The organism is Salicibibacter cibi, from assembly GCF_016495865.1.
In the GTDB taxonomy this organism is placed as follows: domain Bacteria; phylum Bacillota; class Bacilli; order Bacillales; family Marinococcaceae; genus Salicibibacter; species Salicibibacter cibi.
Map to the genome: position 1 here is coordinate 769,112 of NZ_CP054706.1, position 12,000 is coordinate 781,111.

The following is a 12,000-nucleotide window of genomic DNA, read 5'->3' on the forward strand; positions in this document are numbered from 1 at the left end:
GCCTCGCTTCGAATCTTTTCTTACATATGGTCGTCGTATGGACCTAATATCCATCCCATATATCCAACATCTTCCACGTCGCAGCCCAATCTTTTTTCATGACCCTTTCCCTGTATACAGCAAGCCGTTCCTCCGTTTCCATGAAAAAAGGCGTGGGTTGCACCGCCCCTTTAAGCACATCCTCCACTCCGCATGGAGCAACTAGCATCACACGGGCATCATCCCTCAGTTTCACGCCGATGGCAGTTGCCGTTTCCGGAAATTTGGAGATTGCGTCAACGGAGGACGCGTAAGGTGGGACGCCGTTCACAAGATGCATTCTCGCTTGATTTTTCACAGACCAAGGAATGGGAGGAAGCATGCTTCTCAGTTGCTCCTCCCGCTTCTTTTCTTCGCTTTCACCGATGCTTACAGGATCAAAATAGATGACATCTAGATCCGGCAAAGGTGTCCGTTTACGAAAGCCATGCAATGTATCCCAGATTTTCGCTCTCACAAAACCGGAGCAGATCCAGTCATCAGGCAACTGCAAACCCTTTACCGCCTCTAGAATATCCATCATCCACTGGTCGCGTTCAATCACATAAATAACGTCCGCTTTGCTATGAAGCTTCAAAAAACTGCGCCACCATCGCTTCTGAAACATCTGCCAAGCGTTTGTACGTGTAGTCTGGGCTTTGGCTCTTTTTGAAAATAACCGCTTCGACACCTTTGTAGAAATCGTCGTGCTTCAAAAAATTGACGGCAATAACGAGGTCCATCTCTAACGTTTCGGCGAGTGATTTGTTTTCACTGTCGATCATGTGTTTCAATGTTACTTTTTCGGAAACCGGTGATTTTGACAGCAATGTTTCTCGTGTTTCTGCAGCGAATGCTTCGTCCCCGCTTTCCAATTGTTCCACGATCTTTTCAATCGAATCCGCGTTAAAATAACGATCGATCGCTTCTTGCATGGAAGCAAGGGGTGCTTCTTCTTCCGGCGTACTGTTTTGTTCGGCGAGAATGTCATCGAGTTTGCCTGTTGGATCTGTTTTGTTCACCCAATCGATTTCATGCAACTTATCAAGTAAGTCCGTCAATTCCGAGACGTAATGCTCGGCCGCCCCTATATAGAGCACGTCCGCGGCTTTTATGGTTGCCGATGTCAAGGCAAGATAACGACCGGTATAGCCGGGGGCTTGGTTTAAAAGATGGACCGCACCCACATCCGGAAAGAAGCCGATGTTCATTTCCGGCATCGCCCATTTCGTACGGGCGGTAACAACCCGATGGCTTGCTCCTTGCGTGAGACCGACACCGCCGCCCATAACGACGCCATCAAGGCAGGCGACGATCGGTTTCGGGTACTCCTTCACCATTAGGTCCACACGATATTCTTCCTTGAAAAATTCCCTTGCCTTTGCGAACGCTTCTCCACCGTTTTGCGCTTCCGATAACGTTTTAATGTCACCGCCGGCACAGAAGCCTTTTTCTCCGGCGCCTTCCATGACGATCACTTGTACGGAATGATCGTTGCGCCAAGCGTCCAACTGCTCCCCGATCGCTATAATCATATCGAGGCTTAATGAATTCAGTGCTTTTGGCCGATTTAATGTGATCGTTGCCAATCCTTTTCGGTTTGTTGAAAATGTAACTTCGTTTGTCATTTTTACCTCCTAGGAATGCCTAAAATCAGGGGTTCGTTTGTCGATAAACGCCCGGACGCCTTCTTTACCGTCATCGCTGCAAAAGAGTTCGCCAAAGAATTGCTGTTCCCGCGCCAAGCTGTTTTCCGTTGAATCATCGATACCTTTCATGATCGCCTCAACAGCCCGCTCGATGCTCGTCATGCTTTTGCCTTCAATCAGTTGCTCCGCAAAAGCGTGGGCATCCGCACGTACCGTTTCGCCCGAAACGATGCGTTGGACGAGGCCGAGATCAGCGGCTTCATTTGCTTTCATGTTTTTGCTCGTCAAAATAAATTCCATAGCCCGTGCCGAGCCTAAGTACCTGCGCAAGCGTTGCGTGCCGCCGAAAGATGGGATTAAACCGAGTTTGAGTTCCGGCAAACCAAGCACCGCATCTTCGGATGCAAAGCGATAGTGGCAGGCCATGGCTACCTCAAGGCCGCCGCCTAAGGCCGCGCCGTTAATCGCGGCAACCACTGGTTTTTTTGATTGTTCAATTTCCTCACAAAGCTCCTGGCCGGCTCGGGAGATTTCCTCTGCTTTCGACGCGTCGTCAAACGCTTCTGCGAATTTTTTTATGTCGGCACCGGCGACGAAAAAACGTCCGGCACCTGTCAAAAGGATCGCTCTCGTGTCTGGGTCATTAGACAATGTTTTAAAGACACCCCGCAACTCGTTGATTGAGTCTGGAGACAGTGTATTCGCCGGGGGATGGTCGATTTCTACCGTCGTGACAAAAGACTCTGTGGATACGTTTACATAGTTGTAGTTAGTCATAAAAAAACCTCCTTATGTAGCATAAATGCAAAAACTATGCCAAATGAAAATACAACGCTTCCATATCCATTATACATGATTTGGAATTCTATTGGATAGGTATGATAGTATGGTTTCATAGAGAAGTTTCAAAGGAGGAGATTTTCCGGTGAGTAAAACAGTAGGGTTTATTGGCATTGGCGTAATGGGGAAAAGCATGGGGAAGCATATCTTGGACGCAGGCTATCCGCTGCTCGTCTACACACGAACGAAAGCGAAAGCGAACGATCTCGTGGCGAGCGGTGCCACCTGGAAAGATTCTGTGCAGGATCTCGCATCCGAGGCTGACATTGTCATTACGATGATCGGATATCCGAAAGATGTGGAGGATGTTTATTTTTCAGAAAATGGGTTGCTCGCGCATATGAAAAAGGGCGCTACGTTGATCGATATGACAACGTCGAAACCATCTTTAGCAAAGAAAATTGCAAAAACGGCAAAAGAAAAAGGGGGTACAGCTTTGGACGCCCCTGTTTCCGGCGGCGACGTGGGCGCACGAAACGGCAAACTTGTGATCATGGCCGGTGGTGATGAAGACGTATACGATCAGTGCCTTCCTTTATTTGAAGCAATGGGGGAAAACATTCAACATTTAGGACCTGCAGGCAGCGGGCAACATACGAAAATGTGCAACCAAATTGCCGTGGCGGCTAGCATGATCGGAGCGGCGGAAGCGATGGGGTATGCAAAACATGCAGGGCTTGATCAGGAAAAAGTGTTAAAGAGTATTTCAACGGGTGCCGGCGGTAGTTGGACACTGCAAAATTTGGCGCCGCGCATGTTGAACGAAGATTTCGCTCCTGGCTTTTATGTCAAGCATTTTATCAAAGATATGGAAATTGCGATCGAAGAGTCCGAGCAAATGAAGGAAGGGTTGCCCGGCGTCGAGTTGGTGAAAGCATTGTATGATAAACTTGCTGAGCAAGGGGAGGAAAATAGCGGCACACAATCGATCTATAAACTCTGGGAATAAGGAAGCGAAGATGAAACTTTTAAAAGATAAAAAAGCGGTCGGAATGTTCGTTCTCTCGATCATTTTGGCGATGGTTGCAGCTATTTTTGCCGTATATGGAAACATGCTTTGGATCGTGACATTGGTCATTTCACAAGTTTTACTGGTCTTGGCATTTCTGCGATTTTTCATGAATGGAGGGTACTCCGATTAATGGAGTACTTCTTTTATTTTGACAAACGGACTGTCCGGACGGTACAATTATTTTCTAGAAAAGAGATGATGATCATGACAAAACGAGAAAAAATTTTAAAAGCTGCGGCAAAGACCGTTTCGCGTGTCGGCATTGGCAATGTCACCCTTGAGCAAGTGGCCGAAGAAGCCGGTATCAGCAAAGGCGGGTTATTGTATCATTTTCCGAGCAAACAGGCACTTCTTAAAGGGATGGTTGACTATGTGTTTAAACGCTCGAACGAAGCAATTGCGGAGTATGAGAATGCGCATGATTTTTCCCTCAGTTATGTGTTGTCAACGTTAGACGATGTCGACCGCGAGGGCGATATTTCAACGATGGATAAAAGTGCCATAATGGCCATCGCCAACGATCGTGATTTATTAACCCCCATGCAGCAGCAATATAACGAATGGATGCGTCTATTGCGTGCGGAAAACAGCGAAGAAGTCGCTACGATTATCCGCTTGATCACGAGCGGCTTATGGTTTGAAAACTTGTTCGACATACACCTACACGGGAACGAGGATCGCACCCATGTCTTGAACGTTGTGAAGGCATTGATAGAAAAAAGATAAAGCATTTTTTCTAAAACAAAACTTACCGTCCAGACGGTTTAAAAGGAGGGGCGTCAATGCTCTATGTTGCATTGTTTATTGCCGTCGTGATTGCTTCCGTTGGCGATGCAGCCTTAAAAAAATCAAACGGATTTCGACGTCCGGGGCCGGCGTTCGCAGGTGTGATGATTTATTTTCTTACGTTTTATCTGCTTTCGATTATTATGACTGAACTCCCGATCAGTGTGACGTATGCGACATGGAGCGGGATTGGTGTTATTTTGACTGCTGTCGTCGGTGTGCTTTTTTTTAAAGAGAAATTAAATCAAAAGGTGATACTCTCCATGGGCATGATTATTCTTGGTGTTGTTCTTTTGAATGTTTAGGAGGGGGTGCGAGATGGGAAAATATAAAGGGTTTATTTTACTCGGCATCGCGGTTATTTTCGAAGTGATCGCAACGACAAATGTGAAGCTGGCTGCTGGCTTTACAAATGGATGGCCGACCGTGCTTGTTTTTATAGGAATGTTTGCCGCGATTTATTTTCTCTCAAAAGCTTTGGTTTATATTCCTTTGGCTATTGCCTATGCGATTTGGGTCGGTGCGGGTACTGGCACTGTCGCACTCATTGGATTGATTGCTTTTGACGAAGCTCTTGGTCCCGTTCGCATTACAGGCCTTTTGCTCGTTATTATAGGTGTAGGCGCACTTACCGTATTTTTAAATGAAAAAGAAACAAGTGATAGCAAAATATTGGAAAAGGAGTTTTAAAACATGCAATCGATCACAGGGAAGACAGCATTAATCACCGGAGCGGGACGCGGCATCGGACGCGCACTTGCCCATGCGTTTGCCCGCGAAGGCGTTCACGTGGCACTCATGGGAAGAACGCGTGCGAATGTGGAAAATGTGGAAAAAGAGTTGGAGACATATGATGTTAAAGTGTTGAGCGTCCAAGCGGATGTTTCCGATGTCGGTATGGTGAAAGACGCTGTTCAAAGCGTGAAAGACACGCTCGGGAAGATCGATATCTTGATTAATAATGCCGGTATCGGGAGGTATGGCCGTTTTCTCGACCTCAGCGAAGATGATTGGCGGAGTGTGTGGGATGTGAATGTCATGGGCGTCTATCATGTCACCCAAGCCGTGCTGCCGGAAATGATCGAGCGCCAGGCCGGGGAAATCGTCAATATTTCTTCGACATCAGGGCTCCGCGGCACCGAGGGTTCCAGTGCCTACAGCGCTTCGAAGTTCGCTGTGCTTGGGATGACAGAGTCATTAATGAGAGAAATGCGAAGAGAGAATGTTCGTGTCCAAGCGATCAGCCCAAGTAAAGTGATCACCGATTTTGCGTCCGAACACAACTTAAGCGACGGGACGGAAGACGCCGAACACTTTATGCAAGCAGAAGACTTGGCGGATGTCGTCATCTCGCAATTGAAACTGCATCCGCGCATGTTCGTGAAAAATGCCGAGTTGTGGGCGACGAATCCGAAGTAATAGGAGTGTTGTAATCATTCATTTACTAGTGTATAATAAACGCAAGAAAGACATAAATTAAAAAGGGCCCGTGAACACATTGCGTTCACAGGTCAGTATAGAGTCGCGACCCAAGTAGCGGTTTCACCGTTTTACTGGAATAACCGCCCGAGCCGATCAAACTCAGGGGCGGTTATTTTTGTCTTTGTTGTCAGCAGTGATGAAGTATACGAGCGTACCGACGGTAACGCACAGCATTAAGGCTTCATATGTTGACATAAAATCACCTCCCTCCTTGCTCATAATTAATCAAATGAACATCAGAGGTACCAACGGTGAAAGACCGCCACCTGAGGAAACGAACCCTATGAATCTTATTTTAACATATTATTAATGCCTTTCCCTACTTTCCCTAAAAGAATATAAAGTAATTAGGCTGCCGAATAATCGCCGGTCTTTTTCAAATGTGTCTTTTATTATAAGATGCTGTAAGGACTCGCGAAATTGGCTGTGGACCATACGTACATATCAGAGGAACTTCGCACGGAGAAGGTGTCGCTCAAGCTCCGAAATATCAAGATGTACTTCAAAGCAAGAATGAAGATGCGATCAGTCTAGCCGACTATTGAATGACCTGAAACGAAAACGATTGCTCGCCCGTGAAAACTCCTTTATCAAACCTTCGTTCCACAAAGGTTACGTTGTCCCGGTTGTCGATCAGAAGTACGGTAGAGGCACGTGTCCCGTAATTGTCCGTATGGATAAACAACGGAGACAATTGTCTTTCAAAGTCAGGATCAATGCCCGTTGACGGCAAGGCTTCATCCGGCGCTTGTTCTGTATCGGAAAGCATCTGAAATAACGGCTCTGTCTTGATTTCTTTGCTTGTGTAGGCGTTTAGCGCCTGCTTTCCTTTTACGACTTTGGGCCATGACGTATTTAAGGAATCATTGCTCAATCCGTGCGTGCCGGGGTTAATCTTATTCAATTCATCGTGAACATTATTATAGTGGTACATCTCGTCGAGGGTTCCGGCAACCACGTTGTAACCGGTGTAATCGTCACGATGCTTCCGTAAAGATTCCATAAACCCCTTTGGGGACCGATTTTCTGTTAAAAACTGCTTTACAATTGCTCCTCGGGAGGATTTGCCGGGGACGATTTGTTGTGGATCACGAAAATTGGTTAATGCCGCGAATTTCCCTTGTTTTGTGATGCCGAGCCAGGTTCCTTTTTGCAATAGATCGCGTCCCGCCAACAGGTCCGGCGCGTCTTCCCAGAAATGGGCAGGCGCCGTCGACCGTTCGTAAAATTCATCGCGATTTGCGGCAATGATGAGTGGATACTTTTCATGGGATTTCCATTGAAAATTAATGAGGCACATCTCGTTCATCTCTCCTTCCTGCGCAGCTCATAAAACGCCCAACTTTCTTCAAAACATGATAGAATATAAAAGTTAGTCACAAAAGAAGTATAGGACGGATAGAGATGGTTTGGGAGTTATTGTTCATCGTCTTGATTGTTTTAATTGGTGCCTTCGTGCAGGGCGCGAGCGGTTTTGGTCTCGGTCTAGTCGTAATGGGATTCCTGCCCTTTATGCTAAGCGTTCAGGAAAGCACATTGCTCGTCTTATCGTTTTTGGCCGTGACGGCAGTGACGATTCTTATAAAAAATTATCGGTCGGTTCAATTAAAAGGGTTGATTTTGTTTGTTGTGGCTTCCTTTGCAGGTCGAATCCTTTCTTTTTTTGTATTAACGACGTATGGTGAAATGGACGTGCTGAAAACCTGGCTCGGAATTTTTCTTATCGCCCTCGTCGTTTACTTATATTTTAACAACAAAGGAAGCGTAAACCTAAAAAAAATCAACCCATTCGTGCCGCTTAGCCTCGGTGTTCTTAATGGTTTTTTTGGAGGACTGTTTGCGGTGGGGGGAACATTTCTCGTCGTTTATTGTTTATACTTATATAAAGAAGATAAACACAGGTATACGGCAAATGTGCAAATCGTTACATTAATGACAAGTTCATTTTCGTTGCTTCTGCATGGCGTGAATGGGGATTTTGATCTGTCGTTTCTGCTTTATTTTGCCGTCGGTGTCGTGAGTGTCATTGTTGGAGCGACATTGGGATTACGATGGTTTGAAAAATTGCCGGTGTACATGATCCGTACCATCGCGATGCTTCTTGTGCTGGTCGCAGGTTTAAATTTAATCCTGTTTTCGTGAAGAAAGCGCCTCGTTCGAGGCGCTTTTATCTACATGCTTGTTTTCCCTTTTTCATAGGCTGGTATTTCATTGAATCGTTTCGTTTCTTTCACGACGACGCCTGATAAGAGCAAGAGTCCGATGAGGTTCGGAATTGCCATTAAGGCGTTAAAGGTATCCCCGAGATTCCAAACGGTATCGAGCGATAACGTCGCCCCGGGAAAAATCGCCAAAACGAAAACGATACGGTACGTCATTGTAAAATTGGTGCCGGCAAGATAGGTGAAACACTTCTCCCCGAAATACGCCCAACCAAGAATCGTTGAGTAGATAAAGAACAGTAACGTTACCGCAACAATGATGCCGCCGAATGACGGAAGCAATTCATCAAAAGATTGCGCGGTGAGGGCAGCGCCTTCAATATCAATCATGTACATGTCCGCCATGACAAGGGCTAGCCCGGTTACGGTACACACGATAATGGTGTCAATGAATACTTGCGTCATGGAAATCAAGGCCTGGCGGGCCGGTACATCGGTACGGGCAGCGGCAGCGGCGATACCGCCGGTACCCAGGCCTGCTTCGTTGGAAAAGAGTCCGCGAGCGACCCCCATTTGAATGACTGTGCCAATCGCGCCGCCTGCCACTGCTTGTCCGGTAAAGGCATCGGTAAAGATTAAGGAAAAGGCATCGCCAACAGCGTCCACATTGAAAACAATCAGCAAAACACCGGCCACGACGTAAATAACAATCATAAACGGGACGATAAAACTGACCACGCGTCCAATGCTCTTAATGCCACCGAGGATGACCAAGCCAATCAGAATCATAAAGATGATGCCGGTGACCCATACCGGTACATTAAAAACATCATTGGCCACGTCTGCGGCTGCGTTTGCTTGAATCATGTTTCCAATACCGAAAATAGCCGCGAATACGGCGAAAAATGCAAACAGAACAGCGAGCCATTTTTGGCCCAACCCTTTCTCAATGTAATACATTGGACCACCGGACATTTCCCCCCGGGCATTTTCTTGGCGATATTTGACCCCGAGAATCGCTTCGGAATATTTGGTGGCCATCCCGACAAGGGCGGTCATCCACATCCAAAAGACGGCTCCGGGTCCGCCGGCAACGACGGCGGTAGCAACCCCGACGACATTTCCTGTTCCGACGGTTGCGGCCGTAGAAGTCATCAGTGCCTGAAAATGGGAAATGTCTCCTTCGGATTCCTTATCTTGTTTAGAAAACGTGAGTTTAAACGCGTAAGGCAACATCCGAAAAGAATAGAAGCCTAAGCGAAGGGTTAAGTATAACCCTGTACCTACGAGCAAAATAATTAATGGCAAACCCCAGACAAAATCACTGATTTCTCCTGTTATGTATTCGAACCATTCGAGCATGCAAATCCCCCTTTGGGTTTTGATCTTTACTAATTTTAAAACAGTTTCTCGCAAATGTGAATAGTTTGTGGCAGTTTTTCTGCCCCGAAATTATAAACGACTCGTTTGTCGTTTTTTCAATAATTTTGTATAGTTGTAGTACGATGAACGAGCCCTTATTCCAATAGGAGTTGAAACCGTGTTTATAGGTATCGCAATAGTGTTTCTTTTATGTGCCTCTGCTTTTTTTTCCGGAAGTGAAACGGCGATGACAGCGGCGAATCGAACGAAGGTGCAAACGAGAGCGGACAATCAAGACCGGAAATCACAAAAGCTTCTGCAAACGCTGTCACAACCGGATAAATTTATTACCGGGATATTGATTAGCAACAATGTGGTTAATATTATCCTGCCAACCCTTGTGACGATGGTAGCGATTGAACTAGGTTTTAATGTAGGTATTGCTACGGCGATATTAACGGTTACCTTAATCGTATTTGCAGAAGTTATTCCGAAGTCAATTTCCGCTACGTTTCCGGATCGTATTGCTTACACTGTGTATCCCGTCATTCGTTTTGTTTTATGGCTTTTGACGCCGTTTATTTACTTGCTATCAAAATTAACCGGAGCTGTTATCAAGGGATTATCGAGAGAGGAGGACGGGACATCTTCGATCTCGAAAGAAGAACTGCGAACAATGGTGGATATTGCCCAGACTGAGGGGGCCTTCGCTCAGGAGGAAAGCCATCGCATCAAAGGTGTACTGGACTTTTATAACTTGAACGTCCGCGATGCCATGAAAACACCGCGCGTCGAAATTGTCGGTATTCCACAAGACGCATCCTATGAGCATGCACGTGACCTTATTCTTGCTAACCGATTTACGCGTTACCCGATTTATCGCGATGACATGGATACCATTATCGGTGTTTTTCATTCCAAAGGGTTGATCTATTGGTCTGTTGATTTCGGTCAGGAATTGACACAACTCTCGGACATGTCCCCGATGTTTGTCCATGAATTTCAGCCCATTGAGCAAGTATTTCGCCAGATGTCGAAAGAACAGAAACATTTGGCGATTGTACTTGATGAATACGGGGGAACAGTTGGCTTGCTCAGCCATGAAGATATCATTGAGACGATGATCGGTCAGGAAATTGAGGATGAAACGGATTTGGGAAATGATCGGTTGATCGAGCGCTTAACGGATACTTCCATCATCTGTAACGGAAAACTTACGTTACGTCGCTTGAATTCGGTGTTTGATACGGCTATTCCGGAAAAAGAAGATGTACTTGCGGCTTTTATTTTAGATGAGCTGGAGTATATCCCGATGGAGGGAGACGCCTTTGAATATGAAAATCTAATGTTTACGATCTTAGCGGTAGAAGACGCGACGTTAAAACGAATTGAAATAAAAAAAATGCCGGCAGAGGACATATGAAGAAAGGATGCGGCTGCGACTCGGCAGTCGCTTTTCTTTCATCATGAGCGAGGAACGCTGCTGCATATACTAGACGAGCCCCTATGATGGAAGGTGTGCGAAGATGAGGCAACGTTCTTTCCGGATTTTTTCTTGGTCGATGTTTGCCGTCTACATGGCGGTGCTTCTATACATTACTGCGTTCGCTTGGAACTATGGCGCCTCTCTGGGACCTGACGGTCCCGGAGGGCGAAATTATAATTTGATTCCCTTTCGAAGCATCTATCGGATTGGCGTTTTCAGCCCTGACTTTTGGGATCCCTTGAAAATATTAATCGGCAACGTTTTTCTTTTCTTGCCGCTCGGTATATTTTTGCCGTTATTGTTTCGGAGCTTGCGAAGCATTGGGAGAGTGACGCTCGTTGGAATGTTGCTCTCGCTTGTCATTGAACTGTACCAATTTGCCTTTACATTGCGCGTGAGTGACATTGATGATCTTGTATTGAACACAGTCGGAGTATTTCTTGGGGCCGCGATGTATGTTGCAGCACGAAAAATGCTCCGGCGCATCGTGGTTATTTTGCCGGTTGGCTTTTCTCTTTCACGACGTAACGGTTCCATAGACGGAAGCAACCGTAAACGATAAGCATAAAACTTCCGTAAAACAGACCGATATAGAATAAATCGGCAGGGTTGTTCACGATCGTGCTCCCGACGGTGGCGAACAAAATCATCGAAGGGATTTTTCCGACCGAGGAAGCGACCGTGTATGCCCAAAAACCGACACGGCTGAGCGCCGAGTAGATGTTGACGATGATCGAAGGGACGATCGGGATAAGCCGCGTTAAAAAGATTGTCATAAAGGCGTTGCGCTCAAAAAGCATCGTCACTTTGGAAATCGCATCGTACTTGCCGATGATTGTTAATCCCCAATCTTGGTAGCCGAAGCGCACGAACACAAACATAATAATGGATGCCATGGCAGATCCGAACCAGGTGATAAAGCTTCCAAGGAAAGAACCGTAAATAGCCCCGAGGATCCCGCCGATAATCGGGTAAGGAATGATCGGGAACAACGACATGAGTGTGGCGAGGGCGGCCGTGAGAACGATCGATTCTGTGCCGTGTTCATCGATCCAAACCGCGATCGCTTCGCCATATAAAAAGACGGTGCCCGCCAGGGAAGCTAGGAACAGGAAAACAAAAATTTTACGATACATCGGTTCACCTCGAGATGTCCTATCTTTCAACATTCTATCATTCACTGCAACAGATGTAGAAATAGGA

General features: G+C 46.3%; 15 protein-coding genes. 9 read left to right on the forward strand and 6 right to left on the reverse strand.

Annotation, left to right across the window (positions count from 1 at the left end):
• Positions 1 to 43 precede the first annotated feature (43 nt).
• The 3 genes from HUG20_RS03725 to HUG20_RS03735 are packed head-to-tail and all read right to left on the reverse strand — an operon-like array spanning position 44 to position 2,444.
• The gene (locus HUG20_RS03725; protein ID WP_200088239.1) at positions 44 to 616 is read right to left on the reverse strand and encodes a nucleotidyltransferase family protein; all 573 of its coding nucleotides are present in this window, start codon (positions 614 to 616) and stop codon (positions 44 to 46) included.
• Positions 603 to 1,646: an enoyl-CoA hydratase/isomerase family protein gene (locus HUG20_RS03730; protein ID WP_200088241.1), complete on the reverse strand. Its 1,044-nt coding sequence runs from the start codon at positions 1,644 to 1,646 to the stop codon at positions 603 to 605. Before HUG20_RS03730 ends, HUG20_RS03725 begins: the two co-directional genes overlap by 14 nt.
• Before the next feature lie 9 nt (positions 1,647 to 1,655).
• The gene (locus HUG20_RS03735) at positions 1,656 to 2,444 is read right to left on the reverse strand and encodes an enoyl-CoA hydratase-related protein (protein ID WP_200088243.1); all 789 of its coding nucleotides are present in this window, start codon (positions 2,442 to 2,444) and stop codon (positions 1,656 to 1,658) included.
• 148 nt (positions 2,445 to 2,592) lie between these two features.
• On the opposite strand from HUG20_RS03735, the gene HUG20_RS03740 reads away from it, so the two are divergent.
• From HUG20_RS03740 to HUG20_RS03765, 6 genes are all read left to right on the forward strand, one after another.
• Positions 2,593 to 3,456, forward strand: coding sequence for an NAD(P)-dependent oxidoreductase (locus tag HUG20_RS03740; RefSeq protein WP_200088245.1), 864 nt, complete (start codon positions 2,593 to 2,595; stop codon positions 3,454 to 3,456).
• A 10-nt stretch (positions 3,457 to 3,466) separates the two neighbouring features.
• On the forward strand, positions 3,467 to 3,649 hold the full coding sequence (locus HUG20_RS03745) for a hypothetical protein (RefSeq protein ID WP_200088248.1): 183 nt from the start codon (positions 3,467 to 3,469) through the stop codon (positions 3,647 to 3,649).
• Between the two features lie 74 nt (positions 3,650 to 3,723).
• Complete coding sequence (locus HUG20_RS03750) at positions 3,724 to 4,245, forward strand: TetR/AcrR family transcriptional regulator (RefSeq protein WP_200088249.1); 522 nt, start codon at positions 3,724 to 3,726, stop codon at positions 4,243 to 4,245.
• Positions 4,246 to 4,301: 56 nt separating this feature from the next.
• A complete protein-coding gene (locus HUG20_RS03755; RefSeq protein ID WP_200088251.1) occupies positions 4,302 to 4,610 on the forward strand; it encodes a DMT family transporter in 309 nt (102 codons plus the stop codon).
• A 13-nt stretch (positions 4,611 to 4,623) separates the two neighbouring features.
• Complete coding sequence (locus tag HUG20_RS03760) at positions 4,624 to 4,995, forward strand: DMT family transporter (RefSeq protein WP_200088253.1); 372 nt, start codon at positions 4,624 to 4,626, stop codon at positions 4,993 to 4,995.
• Positions 4,996 to 4,998: 3 nt separating this feature from the next.
• On the forward strand, positions 4,999 to 5,724 hold the full coding sequence (locus tag HUG20_RS03765) for a 3-ketoacyl-ACP reductase (protein ID WP_200088255.1): 726 nt from the start codon (positions 4,999 to 5,001) through the stop codon (positions 5,722 to 5,724).
• 601 nt (positions 5,725 to 6,325) lie between these two features.
• Here HUG20_RS03765 and HUG20_RS03770 read toward each other — a convergent pair.
• Positions 6,326 to 7,096, reverse strand: a complete 771-nt coding sequence (locus HUG20_RS03770) for an NRDE family protein (protein ID WP_343073198.1) — start codon at positions 7,094 to 7,096, stop codon at positions 6,326 to 6,328.
• 95 nt (positions 7,097 to 7,191) lie between these two features.
• On the opposite strand from HUG20_RS03770, the gene HUG20_RS03775 reads away from it, so the two are divergent.
• Complete coding sequence (locus HUG20_RS03775; RefSeq protein WP_200088257.1) at positions 7,192 to 7,929, forward strand: sulfite exporter TauE/SafE family protein; 738 nt, start codon at positions 7,192 to 7,194, stop codon at positions 7,927 to 7,929.
• 29 nt (positions 7,930 to 7,958) lie between these two features.
• On the opposite strand, the gene HUG20_RS03780 is transcribed toward HUG20_RS03775, so the two are convergent.
• On the reverse strand, positions 7,959 to 9,311 hold the full coding sequence (locus HUG20_RS03780) for an alanine/glycine:cation symporter family protein (RefSeq protein ID WP_200088259.1): 1,353 nt from the start codon (positions 9,309 to 9,311) through the stop codon (positions 7,959 to 7,961).
• Between the two features lie 184 nt (positions 9,312 to 9,495).
• On the opposite strand from HUG20_RS03780, the gene HUG20_RS03785 reads away from it, so the two are divergent.
• Together HUG20_RS03785 and HUG20_RS03790 are read left to right on the forward strand one after the other, a co-directional pair.
• Complete coding sequence (locus HUG20_RS03785; protein ID WP_200090373.1) at positions 9,496 to 10,734, forward strand: CNNM domain-containing protein; 1,239 nt, start codon at positions 9,496 to 9,498, stop codon at positions 10,732 to 10,734.
• 103 nt (positions 10,735 to 10,837) lie between these two features.
• Positions 10,838 to 11,359, forward strand: coding sequence for a VanZ family protein (locus HUG20_RS03790; protein ID WP_200088261.1), 522 nt, complete (start codon positions 10,838 to 10,840; stop codon positions 11,357 to 11,359).
• Here the strand turns inward: HUG20_RS03790 and HUG20_RS03795 are convergent.
• Positions 11,289 to 11,933 (reverse strand): TVP38/TMEM64 family protein, encoded by a 645-nt coding sequence (locus tag HUG20_RS03795; RefSeq protein ID WP_200088263.1) that lies wholly within the window; start codon positions 11,931 to 11,933, stop codon positions 11,289 to 11,291. The two genes, HUG20_RS03790 and HUG20_RS03795, sit on opposite strands and share 71 nt — an antisense overlap.
• Between the last annotated feature and the right edge of the window lie 67 nt (positions 11,934 to 12,000).